Below are 21,540 nucleotides of genomic sequence, written 5' to 3' on the forward strand. Positions count from 1 at the left end.
GCCACTGACGAAGATTCACCAGCGAAGCGAGGAGGAGTATTGAGATATGTTAGAGTTTGATTTTGAAATGGAACCGCTCGCGAAAATTAAAGTCATCGGGGTCGGTGGCGGAGGCAGCAATGCAGTTAACCGCATGATCGAAAACGGCGTCAAGGGCGTCGAATTCATTACCGTCAATACCGACGCGCAGGCACTGCACCTGACCAAGTCCGAGCAAAAGCTGCAAATCGGCGACAAGCTGACCCGTGGACTTGGTGCAGGCGCAAATCCCGACGTTGGCAAAAAGGCAGCGGAGGAATCCCGCGACGGCATCATGAACACGCTTAAGGGTGCGGACATGGTATTCGTCACCGCCGGCATGGGCGGAGGCACGGGTACGGGCGCGGCGCCGGTCATCGCCGAGCTGGCCAAGGAATGCGGCGCGCTGACGGTCGGCGTCGTGACGCGGCCGTTTACGTTCGAGGGGCGCAAGCGCTCCGGACAGGCTGAACTGGGCATCGAAGCGCTCAAGGAAAAGGTCGATACGCTGATCGTCATCCCGAACGACCGACTGCTCGAGATCGTCGACAAGAAGACGCCGATGATGGAAGCGTTCCGCGAAGCGGACAATGTCCTTCGTCAGGCGGTCCAGGGCATCTCCGATCTGATCGCCGTGCCCGGACTCATCAACCTCGACTTTGCGGACGTCAAGACGATCATGACGGAACGCGGTTCCGCCTTGATGGGAATCGGCGTCGCCTCCGGCGAAAACCGCGCGATGGACGCGGCCCGCAAGGCGATCATGAGCCCGCTGCTCGAGACGTCGATCGAAGGCGCGCGCGGGATCATCATGAACATTACGGGCGGCTCGAATCTGTCGCTCTTCGAGGTAAACGAAGCTGCGGAGATCGTCATCTCGGCTTCGGATCCCGAGGTGAACATGATCTTCGGCGCCAGCATCGACGACAGCATGAAGGACGACATCAAAGTTACGGTCATTGCGACGGGCTTTGAGCACAAGGGTCCGGTACGCCGGCCGATCTCGTCTTCTTCGCCTCAATCGAGTCCGGCTTCGCAGACCGAACATCAGGATGCCCGCGCGAGCGGTCACAACCTGCGCCCGTTCGGCGGCGGCTCGACTTCCAGCGAGCAGCTGGACATTCCGGCATTTTTGCGGAATCGCCCTCGCGGCGACCGTTAATATTCGGATCGAATCCGATACTGCGGCCCAATCAAACCTTAATAGCACCAAGCGATGTCGAGGACCGGCTAATGATGCGGTCTTCTTTTTTTGGCTTTGCGAAGCAGGTAATCGTCGTTTGCCTGTCGAACTCTCTCAGCACAGTTAAGCAGTTTCCGCACAGGAGGCACATGATGTCCAATCCGTATCGTTCCTTTACAACTATGCTGGCGGCATTCGTGGTCATCTTCGGTGTGCTTCTTTCAGCCGTCTCCTACTGGTTTATCTCTCATGAGCTAATCCGGGAGACGAGCGGCTTGACGCGCAATGCGGTCGTAAAATATATCGAGGGTTTGCCTGACGCGAAGAAACTGTTCGAGCAGTCTGCGACGGATCGAGCTTCTCTTGTTCAAGCCGGCGAAAGCGCGGCCGAAGATGACCCTTCCGGTGTTGAAGAAGAGCGGCTAGCGGCTGACATTCGCGCGGCCTTCGATCCTTATGGAATAACAGACGTTCGTTTCGTAAATCTCGAAGGTCAAGTAGGGTTCAGCTACAATCCTTCAAAAATAGGAAGCACCTTAACCGGTCGCGAACGCGAGAGATTCGATAAAGCGATGGACGCGGGGGAGATGCTGGCGGATAGAACGTCCGCAGACCTGAATCTATGGCTTCCGGTCTCCTCTGAAGAGGGGAAATTAATCGGAGCAGCAGAAGTGTCCAAAGATTGGTCCGCGCAGAGCGCAAAAATACTCAAAATCAGTTTGACGATCGTCGTCTTGCTGGCGGCAGGGATGACGCTGCTCTTTTTTAGCCTGCGTCAAATCTTTTTGCGTTCGTCGCGCGTCATCGAGCGCCAGAACAAAGAACTGAGCGAGATGCTCGAGCGCGTGCATCGTACCTATGATGAGTCATTGCAGGCAATGAGCAGCGCGCTGGATAGCAGGGACAACGAGACGCAAGGTCATTCCCTGCGTGTCACCGCCTATGCGTGGTTGTTGGGCCGACAGATGGGCATTGAAGGCGAACAATTGGAGATGCTGTACCGCGGCGCGCTGCTGCATGACGTCGGCAAGATCGGCATTCCGGACTCGATACTGCGTAAGGACGGGCCGTTGGACGAGATGGAATGGGCTATCATGCGCACGCACGTTAACATGGGTGTGCGAATGCTGGCGCATATCGAATTTTTAGGACCGGCGCTGGACGTCGTCCGCTGTCACCATGAGCGCTGGGACGGCCTGGGTTATCCCGACGGCCTGAGAGGCGAACAGATTCCCATATGCGCAAGGATTTTCGCCGTATGCGACACCTACGACGCCATCACGTCGAACCGTCCGTATCGCGCTTCCAAATCCCATGAGACGGCAGTCGAGGAATTAAAACGATTTGCGGGCACCCAATTTTGTCCGGCGGTCGTGGAAGCCTTCATGGAGCTCCCCGCAGATACGATGCAGCGCGTTCGAGAGTTGTCGCAACAAGATATCCAATTTTTGTCGCTGGACGAATTGCTCCCTAAGGTCGTTTAAGTGTATGTTACGGATACCGTTTACCTTCGCTAGCGGCGGAGGTTTTTTATTTGCTCCGAGAAGGAGGCGGGGGGCATAATCCCCACTCTTTTTCTCCTTTATCGACCTTATCCCCTTCGCTCACTCTGGCTGTGCCATATCCTCTTTTTCTTGTTTTACAGACCTAATCCCCTTCGCTCATAATGCGCGGGTGATCACCATTCAAATTCCTTTTTCAAGCCTTATCCCTTTCGCTCACGGCGTTGTTCATCGCCTTATCGACCTTATCCCATTTGCTCATTTTTTCTTCAGGGAAAGATTGACATGTTCAAATCCCTGACTTAAAATAAGAACAAATGTTCCTGTTTGGAGGTTGGAATGTGAGTTTATTCGATCTTCCTGAAGGTTCGTGGGAAACCTGGACAGAAGAACAATGCGTGGAGGCCTTATTCAATGCGCGTTGGCCCGATGGTTTCCGTTGCCCGCGATGTTCATACGCGCATTACTCGGTGATCAAGTCGCGCAAGTACCCATTATATGTTTGCGCTTCATGCCGACATCAAACTTCCGTTACCGCCGGCACTGTTTTTCATGGGACGCGCACGCCGCTCCGTATGTGGTTTAGGGCCATGATTTGGCTCGTCGCGGAAGCCACTTCAGTCGAACTTTCCGATATATTGGGGGTTACATACAAGACGGCTTGGCTTATCGGTCACAAGCTGCGAGATGCATTGACGCAAGAAGCGAACGAGCAATATTTGTCTGGCGTAGTTGCGGTGACCGGCGGAATCTATGGATGGAGGAGGGCCTCCAGCAGCCTGGTCATGGAACCGACGGATGAGCCGGTAGCAATTGGCGGGACGATGGAGGGCGACGAGGAAGTCCGCGAGATTAAAATGGAGCATCTGAATAAGCGTGTGGCAGGAAGCTCACGTTTAATAAGCCGCAATGCGCAGATGGCGTTTTCGGACTTTCACGTATCGGAACACGCAAAGGTAGTTAGAGCTTTTCCTTACTTTGGCATGAATAAGCTGGCGCCTTTGTCAGCTGCATTGATGCATACGCTGCGTTGGTTTGATCGTACGCTTCAAGGCATCGGGCCTAAGCATCTGCAGGCTTATTTAAACCATCAATCCTTCGTTTTTAATATTGCTAAAAAAGAATCGAAAGTTGTTCCTTACATGCTGCGCTTATGTGCGACAAGCGATAGGATAACGTATCGCAAGCTTACAAGGCAAGCTAGTTAGTCGAGTTCCCATTAATGGCCCATATTCGGAGTTCGCGCTATTTTGAGCGAAGGGGATAAGGCGGATTCGTGAATCAAGACCACCTCACAATACCTTAATTAAGATCGATTGCTCCCAAATAACTCTTCTAAACGCTATTCCTTTCTTTTATCTTCTCGAATTAATTAATGACCTCTAATTTTTATAAAAAGCGATACTGAACTCTCAAATGACATATTACGCCAAAGTGAGCGAACGGGATAAGGCCGTAAACGCACCGAGAATCTTATTGCACCGTTGAAGTGGGATAATTTTACAGCGACGAAAGGGCCAGTCAGGTAAGAACGCAGCCCGATTTTGCTCGACAAAAAAACAGCCGAACCGGCGGCGCGTTTAGACAGACACCTCGCAGGCGCCATCTTATACTGAGAGCAATCCATTTCGTCCTCGGGACAAACGTTAGCGATGGGTTTGCATGGAAGGGTGTGGCGCGGTTGACGGTTTATGTGGACTTGGTGTTTTTGTCCAATCTGACGATCGACGCGTCCATTCTGATGACGACGGCGAAGGTAAGGCATCTTCGGCCGCGCCGAAGGCGGGTCGCGCTGTCTGCCAGCGTCGGGGCGGCATATGCGGCCGCCATGTTCGTAACGTCCGTACCTTATCTGTATTCGTTCGGGGCCAAACTCATGATTTCCGCTTTTATGGTTTATCTGACGTTCGGCTACGGCGGACCTCTTAAGTTCGCGAGGACCATAGGCTCGTTCTACCTGGTGAACTTTGCGACGCTCGGCGCGGTGATCGGCATCTCATCGCTGGTCAAATGGTCCGGGTCTCCATGGAGAGGAATTGCCTTCACGGACGACGGAGGGATGGTGCTGTCGTTTGACGTACAGGCCGTCATGCTCGTTTTGACGATGGGCATAGCGATCTGGTTGTACAGAAGCGAGGCCGAGAGCAGGGAAAGCAGGAAAAGGTTAGAGGCGCTCGTCGTCGACGTGAATATTCGTATCGGGGATCGGGAATGGACGTGCAGAGGGCTCGTCGATACGGGCAACCGTCTTTATGACCCGCTCACGCGCATTCCGGTGATGATCCTGGAGGCGTCCCTTTGGCGCGACGAGCTGCCGAAAGGCTGGGCTGACCGTTTGAGATCCGAATCCGCGGATCGGCTGATCGGCGAACTGGAGGAAGCCGAGGGCGGATTGTCCTCCTTCAGGGACCGGTATCGCCTCGTTCCCTACCGGGCTGCCGGGGGGAACTCGAAGCTGATGCTGGCCGTCAAGCCGGACAGCGTCACGATCTCCGATGCTGCCGGAAAAGAAGCGCCTTGCGTCCAGCGCCGGGTCCTGGTCGGACTCGATGGGGGATCGCTCTCCTCGGAGGGGGCTTATCGTGCGATCGTCCATTCCGATCTGACGCTCGCGAGCGCCGAAGTGCCGGCATCATCAACCCAGACCGCTTAACAGGAGGTTGTGCAAGTGCCCGTTAAATTGAAATTAATGTATCAGCTGACGTACTATCGCCTGTTGTTCTGGCTGGGCTGGAAAAGCGAAGAAGTGTATTATATCGGCGGCAGCGAAGCGCTCCCGCCTCCCCTGACGCGGGAGGAGGAGGAGTACTTGCTCGAGCGTCTCCCGTCCGGCGACGCCGCGATCCGCGCGATGCTGATCGAACGCAATCTTCGGTTGGTCGTCTACATCGCCCGCAAGTTCGAGAACACCGGCATCCATATCGAGGATCTCGTCTCGATCGGGGCGATCGGACTGATCAAGGCGGTCAACACGTTCGATCCGGAAAAGAAAATCAAGCTCGCCACCTACGCCTCGCGGTGCATCGAAAATGAAATTTTGATGTACCTGCGCCGCAACAGCAAGACCCGGACCGAGGTGTCCTTCGACGAGCCGCTTAATATCGACTGGGACGGCAACGAGCTGTTATTGTCCGACGTGCTCGGCACCGAGAACGATACGATCTATCGCAATATCGAAGAGCAGGTGGATCGCAAGCTGCTGCATAAGGCGCTCGACAAGCTGGCCGATCGCGAGCGCACGATCATGGAGCTGCGATTCGGCCTGGCCGACGGCGAAGAAAAAACGCAAAAAGACGTTGCGGATCTGCTCGGCATCTCGCAATCTTACATTTCCAGATTAGAAAAAAGGATCATCAAACGGCTCCGCAAGGAGTTCAACAAGATGGTATGATCCACGGTAAGCCGGCCGGGCTTCGGAATAAAAAGCCCATCCCAGGAGATACTTTACAGTAATGCTGCTCCCGGGAGGGAAACAACTTGACCCGCAACAAAGTGGAGATTTGTGGAGTGGACACCTCAAAGCTGCCCGTCCTCACCAATGCCGAAATGAGGGAACTGTTCCTAGCTCTGCAAACCCGCGGTGAACTCGAAGCCCGGGAAAAACTCGTCAACGGCAACCTGCGCCTCGTGCTCAGCGTGATTCAGCGGTTCAACAACCGCGGCGAATACGTGGACGATCTGTTCCAGGTCGGCTGTATCGGCCTGATGAAAGCCATCGACAACTTCGATTTAGGTCAAAACGTCCGTTTTTCCACCTACGCCGTGCCCATGATCATCGGCGAGATACGCAGATACTTGAGGGACAACAATCCGATCCGCGTGTCCCGAAGCTTGCGCGATATTGCCTACAAAGCATTGCAGGTCCGGGATCAACTGACGAACCGTCATTCCCGCGAACCGACGATTTTGGAAATATCGCAAGTGCTCGGCGTGCCGAAGGAAGATATCGTATTTGCCTTAGACGCCATTCAGGACCCCGTATCGCTCTTCGAACCGATCTATCACGACGGGGGCGACCCGATCTACGTAATGGATCAGATCAGCGACGAACGGAACAAGGACATTCAGTGGATCGAGGAAATCGCGCTCAGGGAAGCGATGCGCAAGCTGAACGACCGGGAGAAAATGATCTTGTCCATGCGATTCTTCGAAGGCAAGACGCAAATGGAAGTGGCCGACGAGATCGGCATCTCGCAGGCGCAGGTGTCCCGGCTTGAAAAGTCGGCGATCCAGCAAATGCAAAAACACGTAAAGACTTGAGGGTAAGAATCAAGCAGCTTGCGGGACCGGAGGCGACTCCGGTCTTTTTGACGTTTACGCCCGCGTCTCGAGTGCGTAGTGGCGCCGGTCAACATTTTCGGGCATGGCTCATATATTGAATTATGGGCGGTTGACCGGGTCCAGCGATTGTATTCGTCCCGGGCCGCGGAAAGCGGGGAGCGCCGGCATGAAAATATCCGATTTTCAGGCGAAAGACGTAATTAATATCGTGGACGGCAAAAAGTTAGGCCACGTGGCCGATCTGGAGCTGGATCTCAGGCAAGGCCGCATCGACGCGATCGTGGTGCCGGTGGGCGGACGCGTGCTCGGTATTTTCGGCGGCGGCGAAGACGTGGTCATTCCTTGGCGCAGCATCGTCAAGATAGGAACCGACGTCGTGCTGGTCCGGCTGGAGGAAGCAAGGCCCTACAAGAGCATCGAGGCGGAAAACGGCGGGCGCTGACGGAGATCGCCTAGGCAGCGTCCCTATGTTAAACTTGGTGCGGAGGTGAAGCAATATGGAACCATTCGCAAATACAATCGAATCATCGAGCGCCGGGCGCCGCGACCCCGGATTGTTGCCTCTTGCGCCCTGGTCGCGATTCGAGGATTTGACCGCCGGGTTCTCGACGCGCTTGGGAGGAAGCAGCCAGCCGCCGAGAGACGGATTGAACACGGCGCTCCATGTGGGCGACGACGAGCATGCGGTCATCGCCAACCGCCGCGCGATCGCGGAAGCGCTGGGATGGCCGTTCGAGGCTTGGACCTGCGCGGAGCAAGTGCACGGCAACAACGTCGTCCGGATAACAAGCGCCGAGCGGGGCCTGGGAAGACTGTCTCGCGATAGCGCGATTCAAGACGCGGATGCGCTGATTACGGACGAGCCCGACGTCTTGCTGGCGATGTACTTCGCGGATTGCGTGCCTTTATATTTTTACGATCCCGAGCATGGCGCCTTAGGTCTCGCTCATGCAGGCTGGAAGGGAACGGTCGCAGACATCGCCGCGGCGACGATTCGCGCCATGGCGGACGCTTTCGGAACTGATGCGTCCGGCTTGTACGCCGCGATCGGTCCGTCGATCGGCGGCTGCTGCTATGAAGTGGACGATATCGTCATAAACCGCGTACGAGGGATCGTGCCCGATGACGAAAGCTTCCACGTTCCGTCTTCTGAAGGCAAATCTCGGCTAAACTTGAAAGAAATCAACAAGCATCTTATGATTAAAGCAGGAATATTGCCGAGCCGCATCGAAATGTCTGGGTGGTGCACCAGCTGCAGCACGGATTTGTTTTTCTCCCACCGCAAGGAACGGGGACAAACCGGGCGAATGATGAGCTGGCTGGGTAAGAAGAAATAGAGGTGAATGCCGCGATGACGTTGGAGCAGCGGCTTAAAGACGTAGAGCGTCGCATTGCGCAAACCTGCGAGAGATGCGGTCGGGATCCCGGGAGCGTGAACGTCGTCGCCGTGACGAAATACGTGTCCGCTGACACGGCCATGCGCGCGGTAGAGGCCGGAATGCGCCATATCGGCGAAAACCGCTGGCCCGCGGCGGAAGAGAAGTGGCGGCTCCTCGAGGGACAGGCCGTTTTTCACTACATCGGCTCGCTTCAGAGCAGGAAGGTCAGGGATGTCGTCGGCAAATTCGACTATATTCATTCCCTCGACCGCTTGTCGCTCGCCGTGGAGATACATAAGCGCGCCGAAGCGCTAGGTATCCGGGTGCCTTGTTTCCTGCAGGTGAACGTCTCCGGCGAAGATTCCAAGCACGGACTTGCGCCGGAGGCCGTTCCTGCGCTCGTCGCTTCGCTCGGCAAGCTGTCCGGCATTCGGCCGGTCGGGCTCATGACGATGGCGCCGATCGCGGACGATGCCGAGGAGACGAGGCCCGTATTCGCCGGCTTGCGCAAGTTGATGGACGAGCTCAACGGCATGTCTTTGCTGGACGAGCCGCTGACGGAACTGTCGATGGGCATGTCCGGCGACTTTGAAGTCGCGATCGAAGAAGGCGCCACTTGGGTGCGCCTAGGCAGCGTCCTGGTCGGAAACGAAGAGAACGACGGATAACGGAGGGATCATGATGGGCGTGGTTAACAAGTTCTTGAACTATCTCGGCCTTCAGGACGAACAAGAGCGGGACCGGGAGCGGGAAGAGCCGATGGGGTACGAGGATGAGCCGGAAGTTGAAACTTCGGCCTTCGAGCCGCGTAAACCTACGGGGAAGAATAATATCGTGAGCATCCATTCCCAGAAAAACGTTCGGGTCATTTTGACGGAGCCGCGGACGTACGACAACGAAGCGCAGGAAATCGCGGACCATTTGAAGTCCAGACGATCCGTCGTCGTGAACCTGCAGCGGGTGCGCAGAGACCAGGCGATCCGGATGGTGGATTTCCTGAGCGGTACGGTCTACGCGCTCGGCGGACACATTTCCAAGCTCGGTCCGAATATTTTCTTGTGCACGCCGGATTCGGTCGAGATCACGGGGACGATCTCGGAGCTTCTCGCGGAGGATGCCGATTACACTAAAATGAGGTGACAGCAGCATTGACGGCTTTGGATCGGGTCATTGATTACCTGTATAGTTTGCAGCTCATTTACAGCTGGCTTATCCTAATCTACGTGCTGATGTCTTGGCTGCCTAACGTCAGGCAGAGCTACATCGGGGAGCTGCTAGGCAAGATCGTAGAGCCTTATCTGAAGCCTTTTCGCAAAATCATTCCGCCGATCGGCGGCGTTCTGGACATCTCGCCGATCATCGCTTGGTATGCGCTGAAATTTTTGGTGAGAGGCCTTGAAGAGGTCATTCGTTTTCTCGCCGGCCTGGTCGGCGTGTCCTAATCGGAAAGGATCGAACCAGCATGAGCAAGAGCGACATTTATGCACACTTCCTTCCTGACGAAAAGTCCTTCGTGGACCGCGCCTGGGAGTGGGTCGAGCGGGCCGCCGAGCAGCACGAGCTCCGGCGTACCGATTTTCTCGATCCGCGCCAGGCGCATATTTTGTATGCGTTGGCGAATCGACACCCGGACGCCGCGATCCGTCTGGAGGGCGGCTATGAAGGCGCGGAGCGGGTCAGGGCGCTCATCGCGCCGGACTACCGGCCGCTCGAAGAAGAGGACGCGGGCATCGCCGTGCTCGATATCGCGAGCGACGACCGGCGTCAGTCCGAGCTCGACCACGGCGATTATCTCGGCGCGCTGCTCGGTCTCGGCATCAAGCGCGAGAAGATCGGGGACATCCATGTCCGCGAGGATGGCTGCCACGTGCTGATCGCAACCGAGATCGGCGATTTTTTGCGTTCGCATCTGAAGCAGGTGCACCGGATCGAGACTTCGGCTTCCGTATTGCCGCTCGAACGGCTCCTTGCCGTGCCGGTGAAGCTCGAGGAGAGTTCGATCTCCGTCGCCTCGATGCGCCTCGACGGCATCGCGAGCGACGTGCTGCGCGTCAGCCGCGCGAAGATCATGGATCCGATCCGCGCGGGGCGCTGCCGGGTCAACTTCAAAACCGTTGAGGATCCGTCTTCGCAGCTGCGCGAAGGAGACATCGTTTCGTTCAAAGGTTTCGGAAGATTCCGCGTGTTGGAGGACCAAGGCGTCTCCAAAAGCGGGCGGATTCGTCTGCGCATAGGCAAATATGTGTAGAATCAAGCAGGAATTCCGCGTCTCGCGTCGAATCTGCCTTAGATAGCGATCTTGCGATCTGTCGCGAGCCAAGTATACGATGCACGGGAGGAACGACCAATGCCATTAACGCCATTGGATATTCATAACAAGGAATTCGGGCGCAGATTGCGCGGCTACGACGAAGACGAAGTGAACGAGTTCCTCGACCAGATCATCAAGGATTACGAAGCGATGATCCGAGACAACAAAGAGCTTCAGAACCAAATCGTCGGCCTTCAGGAGCGGCTCGGCCACTTCGCGAACATCGAGGAGACGCTCAGCAAGACGATCATCGTCGCGCAAGAAGCGGCCGACGAGGTTAAGAGCAATGCGAAGAAGGAAGCCCAGCTCATCGTCAAGGAAGCGGAGAAGAACGCCGACCGCATCATCAACGAATCGCTCTCCAAGTCGCGCAAGTACGCGCTCGAGGTGGAGGAGCTGAAGAAGCAGGCGGCGATCTACCGGGCGCGCTTCCGCACGCTCGTCGAGACGCAGCTCGACCTGCTCACGCAGGACGGCTGGGAAAAGCTCGAACCGCCGGAGTCACGCGCAAGGGACAACGAGCGGGTTCGCGAGATCGTCGAATAGTCGATATCGAACCGCAATAGGATGGGCGAACGCCGATTTGACAAATCGGCCTCTTCGCCGTATAAATGGGTTATACGCGTTAACGTCGATGACGGGAACGGCGTGCGGATGAACCATCCCAGAGAGTTGGCGGCTGCTGCGAGCCAACGTTGGTCGCCGCGACGCCCATCCTCCCCGAGACGCCGATCCGAACGTCCGGCGCCTGTGCCGGATCATTAAGACCGGCCGATCCTTCCCTCGTTACGGGATACCGGTTCGAACGCCTGCCTCGCGCATGCCGTCCGTCCGGCTTGAGCGCCGCTGCTGCCCTATGAATGGGACTGCGGCTGAACAAGGGTGGTACCACGAGAGATGTCTCGTCCCTTTTACGGGGACGGGCTTTTTTTATTTTCAGACCCGAATGCAACGACAACTTTCGAGAAAAGGAATGATGGTCATGCGTCGCGTGGACGTTAAAGAAAAAGCCCGCAGCCGCGAGCTGCGCGTATTGGAGCAATGGAAGGCCGAGGATACGTTCCGTCAATCCATCGAAAATCGCAACGGCAAGCCGAACTTCGTCTTCTATGAGGGTCCGCCTACCGCGAACGGCAAGCCGCACATCGGACACGTGCTGGGTCGCGTCATCAAGGACTTCGTCAGCCGCTACAAGACGATGTCCGGCTACCGCGTTACCCGCAAGGCCGGATGGGACACGCACGGCTTGCCCGTCGAGCTCGGCGTTGAAAAGCAGCTGGGCATCTCCGGCAAGCAGGAGATCGAGAACTACGGCGTAGAGCCGTTTATCAAAAAGTGCAAAGAGAGCGTGTTCGAGTACGAGCGCCAATGGAGAGAACTGACCGAGGCGATCGGCTATTGGACCGACCTCGACAATCCGTATATTACGCTGGAAAACAAGTACATCGAGAGCGTATGGCATCTGCTGTCCACGATTCACGGCAAAGGACTGCTGTACCGCGGCCACCGCGTCAGCCCGTATTGCCCGGACTGCCAGACGACGCTCAGCTCGCACGAGGTCGCGCAAGGCTACGAGGACGTAAAGGATTTGACCGCGACGGCTAAGTTCAAGTTGAAGGACAGCGGCGAGTTCGTTCTTGCCTGGACGACGACGCCGTGGACGCTGCCGTCCAATGTCGCGCTGGCCGTACACCCTGATATCGAGTACGTGCGCGTCAGCCAAAACGGCGAGACGTACATCGTGGCCGGCACGCTGGCCGAAAAGGTCATGAAAGGCGAATACGAAACGCTCGGCACCGTAAAAGGCAGGGAGCTTGTCGGCCTGGCTTACGAGCCGTTGTTCCCTTATGCGGGCGGTCCGCTGGACGGCGCGTACCGCGTCATCGACGCGGCGTTCGTCTCCGACTCGAGCGGTACGGGCATCGTCCACATCGCGCCGGCGCACGGCGAGGACGACTACCGCGTCGCCCGCGAGCACGGCGTTCCGATGCTGCAGCTCGTGAACGGCCAGGGCCGCTACACGGACGAGGTGAAGGGCTTCGCCGGTCGCTTCGTCAAGGATCCGGAGGTCGACATCGACATCGTGAAGTCGCTGTCGGAGCGCGGCCTGCTATATCACAAGGAAAAGCACGAGCACAGCTATCCGTTCTGCTGGCGCTGCAAGACGCCGCTGCTCTACTACGCGACCGAGAGCTGGTTCATCAAGACGACGGCGGTCAAGGAACAATTGATCGAGAACAACAAGGGCATCGCCTGGTACCCGGAGCATCTGCGCGACGGCCGGTTCGGCAAGTTCCTCGAGGATCTGGTCGACTGGAACATCAGCCGCAACCGCTACTGGGGCACGCCGCTGAACGTGTGGACCTGCGAAGACTGCGGCGCTGAAAAGTCGCCGGGCAGCATCGCGGAGCTTCGCGCGTCGGCCGTGGGCGACGTGGCCGAGGACATCGAGCTGCACAAGCCTTATGTCGACGCCATCGCGCTTCGCTGCGGCTGCGGCGGCACGATGCATCGGACTCCCGAGGTCATCGACGTCTGGTTCGACAGCGGCTCGATGCCGTTCGCGCAGCAGCATTATCCATTCGAAAACATGGAGCGCTTCGAGGAGCAATACCCCGCGGACTTCATCTGCGAAGGGATCGACCAGACGCGCGGCTGGTTTTTCAGCCTGCTGGCCGTCTCCACGCTGTACAACGGCAGGGCGCCGTACAAGTCGGTCATCTCGACCGGCCACGTATTGGATGAGAACGGGCAGAAGATGAGCAAATCCAAGGGCAACGTCATCGATCCTTGGGACATCATTGAAGAGTTCGGCACCGATGCCTTCCGCTGGGCGCTGCTCGCGGACAGCGCGCCTTGGAACAGCAAGCGGTTCTCCAAAGGCATCGTCGCGGAAGCGAAGTCGAAGGTCGTCGATACGATCGTGAACACGCATGCGTTCTACGCGCTGTACGCCACGATCGACGGCTACAAGCCGGAAGAGCATGCCGCGAAGCCGTCGGCCAACAAGCTGGACCGCTGGATTCTGTCCCGGCTCAACTCGCTCGTAGTCGCGACCGTCGAAGGGCTCGACGCGAACGACTTCCTCAATCCGGCGAAACGCATCGAAGCGTTCGTCGACGAGCTGTCCAACTGGTACGTTCGGCGTTCCCGCGACCGCTTCTGGGGAAGCGGCCTGGGCGAGGACAAGGTCGCTGCCTATCAAACGCTGGGCACCGTGCTGCTGACGTTGGCGAAGCTGATCGCGCCTTACCTGCCGTTCCTGGCCGAAGACCTGTACGGCAACCTCGGCGGCAAAGGCAGCGTACACCTGGCCGATTATCCGGTAGCAGACGCCGGCGCGATCGACGCCGCGCTCGAGCGCGACATGGAGACGGCTCGCGGCATCGTCGAGCTCGCGCGCAACGTGCGCAACGAGACGGGACTCAAGACGCGCCAGCCGCTGTCCGAACTGCTCGTCGCGCTGAGCGTGCCGTTCGACGCCGCCGAATACGAGGAGATCGTCAAGGACGAGATCAACGTCAAGGCCGTCACGCTCGTGACCGAGGACAGCGGATTCGTCGACTACACGCTCAAGCTGAACCTGAAGCTGGCCGGTAAAAAGTACGGCAAGCACGTCGGTCCGATCCAGGGCAAGCTGAAGTCGCTGTCGGCCGAGGAAGCGCGCGAGATCGTATCGTCCGGCGAGCTGGCCTATACTTCGCCGGAAGGCGAAGCGCTCCCGGTGACGCTGGACGAACTGCTCGTCGAAAAGCAGGCGAAGCCCGGCTTCGCGTCCGCGTCGGGAGGCGGCGTCACCGTCGCGCTCAACACCGAGCTGACGCCTGCGCTCGTGCAGGAAGGCATCGTGCGCGAGGTCATCCGCGCTGTGCAGGATCAGCGCAAAAAGCTCGATCTGCCGATCGAGCAAAGAGTCGGACTCGTGCTCGAGGCGGACGCCGAGACCGAGGCGGCGCTGCGCGCCTTCGACGCCGTGCTGCGCGACAACGTGCTCGTGAACGACGTGTCGTTCGGACGAACCGAAGCGACGGAGACGGTGCAGGCCGGCGAGCTTCGGATCGGCATCGCGATCTTTGCCGGCTAAATGCCGGCGTAGCTCCGGTAAGTTGAACGCTGTCTCGCGCCGCAAGGGTATGAACCGCCGCGAAATGAGCCAACCTGAATAAAAGCAGGAAGCGATAACGAGTCCTGTCCGCAAGCGAGCGCGAGGGCCTTTTGGGCGGGCGTTCCGGCGGCAGGGCTCGTTTTTTGCGCGGGAGGCAGGGAGCGGCATGAGCGAGAACAAGCCCGCCGGGGGTTCCGACGTGCGGATGAAGACGCTGGCGGAGGAAGCGAGCGCGCTGAGGCGTTTGCTCGAAGGGTTGTCCAAGCGGCTGGACGAGCTGGCTGTTCAGATGGAAAAGGCGCAGCTGAGAGATTACGTGAATTTGATGAGCAGGCCGTGGCAGCTCATATGGCGCAACTGGCTGTCCGGCATTGCCAGAGGCATCGGCATCGCGCTGGGCTTTACTTTTTTCGCGGCTACGATCGTATGGCTGCTTCAAATTCTCGGCGCGCTGAATTTGCCGATCATCGGGGACTACATCGCCGAGATCGTCAAGATCGTGCAGCGGCAGCTCGAGATCGAGCATTATTGAAGGCTGACGGCGTTAGAATCGCGGAGCGGCCGGATACGATTGCGAACGCGAATACGAATACGGATACGAATACGAATACGAATACGAATACGAATACGAATACGAATAGACGCCCGCCCGAAGGCAGGCGTCCCGTCCGTTTAATCGTTCGTTTGTTCGTCGGACCACGCGTCCGGCTCCAGCAGGCCTTCGCCTTCGTGCGATTCAAGGTACCTTCGATAGGCGCTGTTGCGAACGATCCCGCTCGAATGGCCGGTAATATCCGCTGCGAGAAAGCTCTCGATCGGCTCCACGAAGCCGTCGTTTTCATCCGATTCGATATAGATCGCGCTGTAATCGTCGTTGTTGTTCCCTTCGGCCATGGCCGGACTGTCGGAGTTGCCCCACGATTCGACGATCTGCCAGGCGTCTTCGCCGTCAAAGCCGTTTTGCTCGTCGCTCTCGTCCATGCTGGTGCGTCCGAACGGAGGATGCAAAAACAGCTCTTCGGCAGGCCTGCCTTCTTTTTCTGCCTGAACCGGCTCATGCTCGACGCAGAATACCGCGGTCGGCATCGCCGCCAGCCGCTCGGTCGGAATGAATTTGCCGCAAGCCTCGCAAATGCCGTATTCGCCCGTATCCATGCGGCGGATAGCCGCTTCAACTCTTTCCAGCGCCAGCGCCTCGCGTTCAAGCAGGGCGATGTCTTTGGCCCGCTCGAACGTCTCCGTGCCGGCGTCCGCGGGGTGATTGTCGATGCCGCTCAGATCGCCCGTGGCGTCGCGGTAGCTATCGGTCAGGCCGAAATGCCCGTTGGCGCCGACGCGGCTCTCGATATCGGCCCGAACATCAAGCAGCCGCCGGCGCTGCTCGGACATGAAGCTGTCGGACAACGTAAGATGCATGCCGATCCCTCCTTGATTTTGTCGCGAAGCGACATGGCGTTCCATACGACAGCTAGTTTGCGCGCACGGGCGAAGAATCATGTCGGGCAGGGGGAGAGCATGTATTGGAGACGCTGCCGTGAATTGGCGAAAGACGTTGGACGCCCGCTCCGGCGGTATGTTAAAATCAGTGCATTCGGCCAAAGCGGTCAGAATCATTCGCGGAAGGGCGGCAATCCGGACATGCAACGACGTCAAATCGGCTTATGGGTGTACTACCTCGCGGCTGCGGTCGTATTCGCCATCGATTACGTATCCAAAAAGCTCATCGAGCACAACCTGGAACTGAACGAGCAGATCAAGGTCATCGGCAACTTTTTCCTCATCACGTTTATTCACAACCGGGGAGCGGCTTTCGGCATCCTGCAGGAGCAGCGCTGGTTTTTCTTGCTGATCACCGTCGTCGTCGTAAGCGCCATCGTCATCTATTTGAACCGGTCGCACCGGAACAACAGAAGGCTGATGCTCGCCGCGCTGTCGCTGATTTTGGGCGGTGCGCTCGGCAACTTTCTCGATCGCGCGTTTTACGGACAAGTCGTCGATTTCCTCCAATTGAACTTCGGATCTTATACGTTCCCGATCTTTAATATTGCCGATTCCGCGATCGTCGTCGGCGTATGTCTGATCATTCTCGATTCGCTGCTCACGCCCACACCGACACAGGAGACCAAGAATGAAAAACACAACGAACCGAGCGAACGCCAGCCGGTCTGAAAAAGAGGAATCAACCTTAATGTCGATCCCGACCGGGAAGCGACCTCCCGTTTTGCCCGAAGAAGACGACGAGGGCGGAGCAGGCACGATGTCCTGGGAGATCGGCGAGGAAGCCGCAGGACAGCGCGTCGACAAGTTTTTGACCGCCGCGATCGAAGGCGAGACCGTATCGCGGTCGCAAATCCAGGATTGGATCCGCGACGGGCATGTGCTAGTAGGCGGGATGAAAGTGAAGCCGAACGCCAAGTTGCAAGCGGGCAGCGCCTTGACCTTGGTCATGCCCGACGCGGCGCCGATCGAGGCGCAGCCGGAAGACATCCCGCTGAACGTCGTCTACGAGGACGGAGACGTCATCGTCATCGACAAGCCGCGTGGCTTCGTCGTCCATCCCGCGCCGGGGCACGCTTCGGGCACCGTCGTCAACGCGCTGCTGCATCACTGCCGCGACCTGTCCGGGATCAACGGGAGCCTGCGTCCAGGCATCGTGCACCGCATCGACAAGGATACGTCCGGCCTGCTCATGGCGGCGAAAAACGATCTGGCGCACGCCTCGCTCGCCCAGCAGCTCAAGGACCACTCCGTCACGCGACGCTATACGGCGCTCGTATACGGCAACGTACCGCATGACCGCGGGACGATCGACGCGCCGATCGGACGCGACACGAGCGACCGCAAGTTGTTCACGGTCACGGAAAAGGGCGCGAAACGAGCCGTTACGCATTTCAACGTGCTCGAGCGCTTCGGGGATTATACGCTGGTCGAACTGCAGCTCGAGACGGGACGTACCCATCAGATCCGCGTTCATATGAAATACATCGGCCATACGATCGTCGGCGATCCGTTCTACGGCGGCCGCGCCGGCCGAACGCTCGGCATGGAGGGTCAAGCGCTCCATGCGGGCGTGCTCGGCTTCGATCATCCGCGCAGCGGGGATCGGCTCCTGTTCGAGTCGCCGCTGCCCCAGGATATGGAGCATGCGCTGTACATGCTTCGCACGCGCTAGAATTTCTGCAAATGATCGACGGATTTGTCCATGGCGGCAGGGGCCCGTTTTAAGGCATATTGGTACCATAGCAAGCGATCCCATCACACGTCCGCCATCGGACAAGGAGTGTCGTCAAGTGAGCGTCGAACAATATCAAGGCACCTTCATTCAACAACAATTCGCGGACCGCATCGGCGGCGCGAATTACGGCAAGGATACGAACATTTACAAGTTCGAAAAGATCAAGCGCGCCAAGGCTGCGGCTAAAGCTGCATTTCCGGACATCGAACTGATCGACCTCGGCGTCGGCGAGCCCGACGAGAAGGCCGACGACGGCATCATCGCCAAGCTCGCCGATGAAGCGGCCAAGCCGGAGAACCGCGGCTACGCCGACAACGGCATTCCCGAATTCAAAGCTGCGGCAGCGAAGTACCTGAAGGAAGTGTTCTCGGTAGACGGCATCGACCCGGCCACCGAGATCGTCCACTCGATCGGCTCCAAGCCCGCGCTTGCGATGATGCCATCGGCGTTCATCAATCCGGGCGACGTCGCGATCATGACCGTACCTGGTTATCCGGTGCTCGGCACGCACACGAAGTATCTGGGCGGCGAAGTGTACAATGTCAAACTGACGAAGGAAAACAACTTTCTGCCCGATCTGTCCGCCATTCCGGCCGACATCGCGAAGCGCGCCAAGCTGCTGTACCTGAACTACCCGAACAATCCGACGGGCGCGGCCGCTACCCCCGAGTTTTTCGCGGAAGTCGTCGAATGGGCGAAGAAAAACGAAGTCGTCGTCGTGCACGACGCGCCGTATGCCGCGCTCACCTATGACGGCGTGAAGCCGCTGAGCTTCCTGTCCGTACCGGGCGCCAAGGATATCGGCGTCGAGCTGCACTCGCTGTCCAAGTCTTACAACATGACCGGCTGGCGGATCGGCTTCGTCGCAGGCAACCCGCTGATCGTGAAGGCGTTCAGCGACATTAAGGACAACAACGACTCCGGCCAGTTCATCGCGATTCAAAAAGCTGCCGCTTACGGCCTTGCGAATCCGTCGATCACGGAAGAGATCGCGCAGAAGTATTCGCGCCGTCACGACCTGCTGGTCGCCGCGCTGAACGAGATCGGCTTCAAGGCCGAAAAGCCGAAGGGCTCGTTCTTCCTGTACGTCGAAGCGCCGAAGGGCATCAAGGGCGGCCAACGCTTCGCGACGGGCGAGGATTTCTCCCAATTCCTCATTCGCGAAAAGCTTATCTCTTCCGTTCCGTGGGATGACGCAGGCCACTTCGTCCGATTCTCCGTCACGTTCCTTGCGGCCGGAGAGGAAGAAGAGCGCCGCGTTATCGGCGAGATCAAGCGCCGCCTGACGGACGTTGAATTCGAATTTTAATCGGTCGCTAAAGCGGGAGCCTTCGGGCTCCCGCTCTTTGTTGACAGACCCTGTCGAAAATGAGATAATGAGTTCCAATGAACCCGTACCTTTAATTCAGTCCCGTGAGACTGGCAAGGTGGCGCGAATACTACGGATGAGATCCGACGCGGATCGTACTTGGACCGGCTATGCCGTCCGGATCCCAGCGTCATCATCTTCGTATGTCCCGACCTCCTTGGCTAGCCAAGGAGGTTTTTTGATGCCGTCTTACCGAGGAGGAGGCGCACCCGTGCAGGAATCCCCGAACGTCATTATGGACGAGGCTGCCATCCGCAGGGCGCTGACGCGGATCGCGCACGAGATTTTGGAGAAAAACAAAGGAATCGAGGGCTGCGCGATCGTCGGCATCCGGACGCGGGGCGTCTATCTGGCCCGGCGGATCGCCGAGCGAATCCGCGAGATCGAAGGCAGTCCGATCGCGGCGTGCGAGCTGGACATTACGCGGTATCGCGACGACCGCCCGCTCGGCGACGCGGTATCCGCGGGCGTCGTGTGCAGCGACGGAGACCGCTCGTTCGACGTGAAGGACAAGCGCATCATCCTGTTCGACGACGTGCTCTACACGGGCCGCACGATCAGGGCCGCGATGGACGCGCTCATGGATTGCGGGCGTCCGCAGTCGATCCAGCTGGCCGTCCTCGTGGACCGCGGGCATCGCGAGCTGCCCATCCGGCCGGACTACGTCGGCAAAAACGTGCCGACGTCGAAGCACGAGCAGATCGAGGTGTCGCTGACGGAGATCGACGGCGACGACCGGGTGATGATCAAGCATCCGCGAGAAGCGGAAGTGGGCGGCTAAGCATATCGTAATCGACTGGGCTGCTTTACTAGCAAAAGGAGGAAGAAAATCCTTTGACGACGACCTGGATACTTAACGGACTTACGATCGATCCCGAGACCGGCGATACGGTCAAGAAGCACTTGAAATTGGAGAACGGCCTGGTCGCGCAATGGCTTGACGGCTCCGCTGAGCCGGACGTGGGAAGCGCCGAGGCGATCGACGCCGCCGGCAAGCTCGTATCGCCCGGATTGATCGACATGCACGTGCATCTGCGCGAGCCGGGCTTCGAACATAAGGAAACGATCGCTTCCGGTACGGCTTCGGCGGCGAAAGGCGGCTTCACGACGATCGCCTGCATGCCGAACACGCGGCCGGTCATCGATACGCCGGACACGGTGAAGCTGGTGTTGGAGAGAGCCGAGGCCGCTTGCGGCGTGCGCGTCCTTCCTTACGCGGCGATCACCAAAAACGAGCTCGGCCGCGAGCTCACCGACTTCGAATCGCTGAAAAGCGCAGGCGCGATCGGCTTCACCGACGACGGCGTCGGCGTGCAGAACGCGCAAATGATGAAAAACGCGATGGCGCTGGCGAAGTCGCTCGACATGCCGATCATCGCGCACTGCGAGGACGATTCGCTCGTGGTCGGCGCCGCGGTGTCCGAAGGCGCGTTCGCCAAAAGGCACGGCCTGAAGGGCATTCCGAACGAATCGGAAGCGATTCACGTCGGCCGGGACATCTTGCTGTCGGAAGCGACGGGCGTGCACTACCACGTCTGCCACGTCAGCACCGAGCAGTCGATCCGGCTGATCAAGCTGGGCAAGTCGGTCGGCGTGAACGTCACCGCGGAAGTGTGTCCGCACCATCTGCTGCTGTCGGACGAAGATATCCCGGACAGCATGGACGCGAACTGGAAGATGAACCCGCCGCTGCGTACGCCGCGCGACGTGGAAGCGTGCATCAAGGCGCTCGAGGAAGGGACGATCGACATCATCGTCACCGACCACGCGCCGCACAGCGAGGAAGAGAAGGCGAAGGGCATGGAACGCGCGCCGTTCGGCATCGTCGGCTTCGAGACGGCGTTTCCGCTGCTGTACACGAAGTTCGTCAAGACCGGCCGCTGGACGCTCGGGTTCCTGCTGAGCCGAATGACGAGCGATCCCGCCCGGGTGTTCGGGCTGGATACGGGCAAGCTGGAAGTCGGGGCGCCGGCTGACATCACGCTGATCGATCTGGACGGCGAACGCGAAGTCGATCCGGCGAGCTTCCTGACGAAGGGACGCAACACGCCGTTCACGGGCTGGAAGCTGTCGGGCTGGCCGACGCTGACGATAGTCGCAGGCAAGACGGTCTGGAGCGAAGAACAAGGCATACTTAAGAGCAGCGAGGAGTGATCG

At 58.4% G+C, this 21,540-nt stretch carries 21 protein-coding genes; 20 read left to right on the forward strand and 1 reads right to left on the reverse strand.

Annotated elements, in window-relative coordinates; all coding sequences use genetic code 11:
• Nucleotides 1–46 precede the first annotated feature (46 nt).
• From ftsZ to BM235_RS16535, 15 genes are all read left to right on the forward strand, one after another.
• Nucleotides 47–1,180, forward strand: coding sequence for a cell division protein FtsZ (gene ftsZ, locus BM235_RS16465; protein ID WP_090115196.1), 1,134 nt, complete (start codon nt 47–49; stop codon nt 1,178–1,180).
• Nucleotides 1,181–1,353: 173 nt separating this feature from the next.
• Nucleotides 1,354–2,685, forward strand: a complete 1,332-nt coding sequence (locus BM235_RS16470; protein WP_158543946.1) for an HD-GYP domain-containing protein — start codon at nt 1,354–1,356, stop codon at nt 2,683–2,685.
• 359 nt (nt 2,686–3,044) lie between these two features.
• Entirely contained in the window at nt 3,045–3,911 is an 867-nt protein-coding gene (locus BM235_RS16475) for a transposase (protein WP_158543948.1), read from the forward strand.
• A 473-nt stretch (nt 3,912–4,384) separates the two neighbouring features.
• Nucleotides 4,385–5,356 carry a sigma-E processing peptidase SpoIIGA gene (locus BM235_RS16480; RefSeq protein WP_158543950.1) on the forward strand — a complete coding sequence of 324 codons (972 nt, stop codon included), beginning with the start codon at nt 4,385–4,387 and terminating at the stop codon, nt 5,354–5,356.
• Between the two features lie 15 nt (nt 5,357–5,371).
• Entirely contained in the window at nt 5,372–6,094 is a 723-nt protein-coding gene (sigE, locus tag BM235_RS16485; RefSeq protein ID WP_090115204.1) for an RNA polymerase sporulation sigma factor SigE, read from the forward strand.
• An 86-nt stretch (nt 6,095–6,180) separates the two neighbouring features.
• Nucleotides 6,181–6,963 (forward strand): RNA polymerase sporulation sigma factor SigG, encoded by a 783-nt coding sequence (gene sigG, locus BM235_RS16490; protein WP_090115206.1) that lies wholly within the window; start codon nt 6,181–6,183, stop codon nt 6,961–6,963.
• Nucleotides 6,964–7,150: 187 nt separating this feature from the next.
• Nucleotides 7,151–7,426 (forward strand): YlmC/YmxH family sporulation protein, encoded by a 276-nt coding sequence (locus tag BM235_RS16495; RefSeq protein ID WP_090115208.1) that lies wholly within the window; start codon nt 7,151–7,153, stop codon nt 7,424–7,426.
• A gap of 55 nt (nt 7,427–7,481) precedes the next feature.
• Nucleotides 7,482–8,321, forward strand: a complete 840-nt coding sequence (gene pgeF / locus BM235_RS16500; protein ID WP_090115210.1) for a peptidoglycan editing factor PgeF — start codon at nt 7,482–7,484, stop codon at nt 8,319–8,321.
• A 14-nt stretch (nt 8,322–8,335) separates the two neighbouring features.
• Nucleotides 8,336–9,031, forward strand: a complete 696-nt coding sequence (locus tag BM235_RS16505; protein ID WP_090115456.1) for a YggS family pyridoxal phosphate-dependent enzyme — start codon at nt 8,336–8,338, stop codon at nt 9,029–9,031.
• A gap of 13 nt (nt 9,032–9,044) precedes the next feature.
• Entirely contained in the window at nt 9,045–9,503 is a 459-nt protein-coding gene (locus BM235_RS16510; RefSeq protein WP_090115212.1) for a cell division protein SepF, read from the forward strand.
• 17 nt (nt 9,504–9,520) lie between these two features.
• On the forward strand, nt 9,521–9,805 hold the full coding sequence (locus BM235_RS16515) for a YggT family protein (RefSeq protein ID WP_369803523.1): 285 nt from the start codon (nt 9,521–9,523) through the stop codon (nt 9,803–9,805).
• A gap of 20 nt (nt 9,806–9,825) precedes the next feature.
• Entirely contained in the window at nt 9,826–10,611 is a 786-nt protein-coding gene (locus tag BM235_RS16520) for a YlmH family RNA-binding protein (protein ID WP_090115214.1), read from the forward strand.
• A 99-nt stretch (nt 10,612–10,710) separates the two neighbouring features.
• On the forward strand, nt 10,711–11,220 hold the full coding sequence (locus BM235_RS16525; RefSeq protein ID WP_090115217.1) for a DivIVA domain-containing protein: 510 nt from the start codon (nt 10,711–10,713) through the stop codon (nt 11,218–11,220).
• 436 nt (nt 11,221–11,656) lie between these two features.
• Entirely contained in the window at nt 11,657–14,758 is a 3,102-nt protein-coding gene (ileS, locus tag BM235_RS16530; RefSeq protein ID WP_090115219.1) for an isoleucine--tRNA ligase, read from the forward strand.
• A gap of 187 nt (nt 14,759–14,945) precedes the next feature.
• Nucleotides 14,946–15,311, forward strand: a complete 366-nt coding sequence (locus tag BM235_RS16535; RefSeq protein ID WP_090115221.1) for a DUF5665 domain-containing protein — start codon at nt 14,946–14,948, stop codon at nt 15,309–15,311.
• 140 nt (nt 15,312–15,451) lie between these two features.
• Here the strand turns inward: BM235_RS16535 and BM235_RS16540 are convergent, their stop codons facing one another.
• Nucleotides 15,452–16,195, reverse strand: coding sequence for a TraR/DksA C4-type zinc finger protein (locus BM235_RS16540; protein ID WP_090115223.1), 744 nt, complete (start codon nt 16,193–16,195; stop codon nt 15,452–15,454).
• A 222-nt stretch (nt 16,196–16,417) separates the two neighbouring features.
• Here BM235_RS16540 and lspA point away from each other — a divergent pair, with 222 nt between their 5' ends.
• From lspA to BM235_RS16565, 5 genes are all read left to right on the forward strand, one after another.
• Nucleotides 16,418–16,948, forward strand: coding sequence for a signal peptidase II (gene lspA, locus BM235_RS16545; RefSeq protein WP_090115458.1), 531 nt, complete (start codon nt 16,418–16,420; stop codon nt 16,946–16,948).
• A gap of 19 nt (nt 16,949–16,967) precedes the next feature.
• Nucleotides 16,968–17,951, forward strand: coding sequence for an RluA family pseudouridine synthase (locus BM235_RS16550; protein WP_090115225.1), 984 nt, complete (start codon nt 16,968–16,970; stop codon nt 17,949–17,951).
• 118 nt (nt 17,952–18,069) lie between these two features.
• On the forward strand, nt 18,070–19,323 hold the full coding sequence (locus BM235_RS16555) for an LL-diaminopimelate aminotransferase (protein ID WP_090115227.1): 1,254 nt from the start codon (nt 18,070–18,072) through the stop codon (nt 19,321–19,323).
• A gap of 271 nt (nt 19,324–19,594) precedes the next feature.
• The gene (pyrR, locus tag BM235_RS16560; RefSeq protein WP_369803519.1) at nt 19,595–20,164 is read left to right on the forward strand and encodes a bifunctional pyr operon transcriptional regulator/uracil phosphoribosyltransferase PyrR; all 570 of its coding nucleotides are present in this window, start codon (nt 19,595–19,597) and stop codon (nt 20,162–20,164) included.
• Between the two features lie 53 nt (nt 20,165–20,217).
• The gene (locus BM235_RS16565; protein WP_090115241.1) at nt 20,218–21,537 is read left to right on the forward strand and encodes a dihydroorotase; all 1,320 of its coding nucleotides are present in this window, start codon (nt 20,218–20,220) and stop codon (nt 21,535–21,537) included.
• The last annotated feature ends 3 nt before the right edge of the window (nt 21,538–21,540 follow it).

It is taken from the genome of Cohnella sp. OV330 (assembly GCF_900112065.1).
In the GTDB taxonomy this organism is placed as follows: Bacteria; Bacillota; Bacilli; order Paenibacillales; family Paenibacillaceae; genus Cohnella.

Excerpts from the sequence above, each read along its gene's own strand:
- ftsZ (WP_090115196.1), top strand. The coding sequence starts at position 47 with ATGTTAGAGTTTGATTTTGAAATGGAACCGCTCGCGAAAATTAAAGTC.
- BM235_RS16470 (WP_158543946.1), top strand. The coding sequence starts at position 1,354 with ATGTCCAATCCGTATCGTTCCTTTACAACTATGCTGGCGGCATTCGTG.
- BM235_RS16495 (WP_090115208.1), top strand. The coding sequence starts at position 7,151 with ATGAAAATATCCGATTTTCAGGCGAAAGACGTAATTAATATCGTGGAC.
- pgeF (WP_090115210.1), top strand. The coding sequence starts at position 7,482 with ATGGAACCATTCGCAAATACAATCGAATCATCGAGCGCCGGGCGCCGC.
- BM235_RS16505 (WP_090115456.1), top strand. The coding sequence starts at position 8,336 with ATGACGTTGGAGCAGCGGCTTAAAGACGTAGAGCGTCGCATTGCGCAA.
- BM235_RS16510 (WP_090115212.1), top strand. The coding sequence starts at position 9,045 with ATGGGCGTGGTTAACAAGTTCTTGAACTATCTCGGCCTTCAGGACGAA.
- BM235_RS16520 (WP_090115214.1), top strand. The coding sequence starts at position 9,826 with ATGAGCAAGAGCGACATTTATGCACACTTCCTTCCTGACGAAAAGTCC.
- BM235_RS16525 (WP_090115217.1), top strand. The coding sequence starts at position 10,711 with ATGCCATTAACGCCATTGGATATTCATAACAAGGAATTCGGGCGCAGA.
- ileS (WP_090115219.1), top strand. The coding sequence starts at position 11,657 with ATGCGTCGCGTGGACGTTAAAGAAAAAGCCCGCAGCCGCGAGCTGCGC.
- BM235_RS16535 (WP_090115221.1), top strand. The coding sequence starts at position 14,946 with ATGAGCGAGAACAAGCCCGCCGGGGGTTCCGACGTGCGGATGAAGACG.
- BM235_RS16540 (WP_090115223.1), bottom strand. The coding sequence starts at position 16,195 with ATGCATCTTACGTTGTCCGACAGCTTCATGTCCGAGCAGCGCCGGCGG.
- lspA (WP_090115458.1), top strand. The coding sequence starts at position 16,418 with ATGCAACGACGTCAAATCGGCTTATGGGTGTACTACCTCGCGGCTGCG.
- BM235_RS16550 (WP_090115225.1), top strand. The coding sequence starts at position 16,968 with ATGTCGATCCCGACCGGGAAGCGACCTCCCGTTTTGCCCGAAGAAGAC.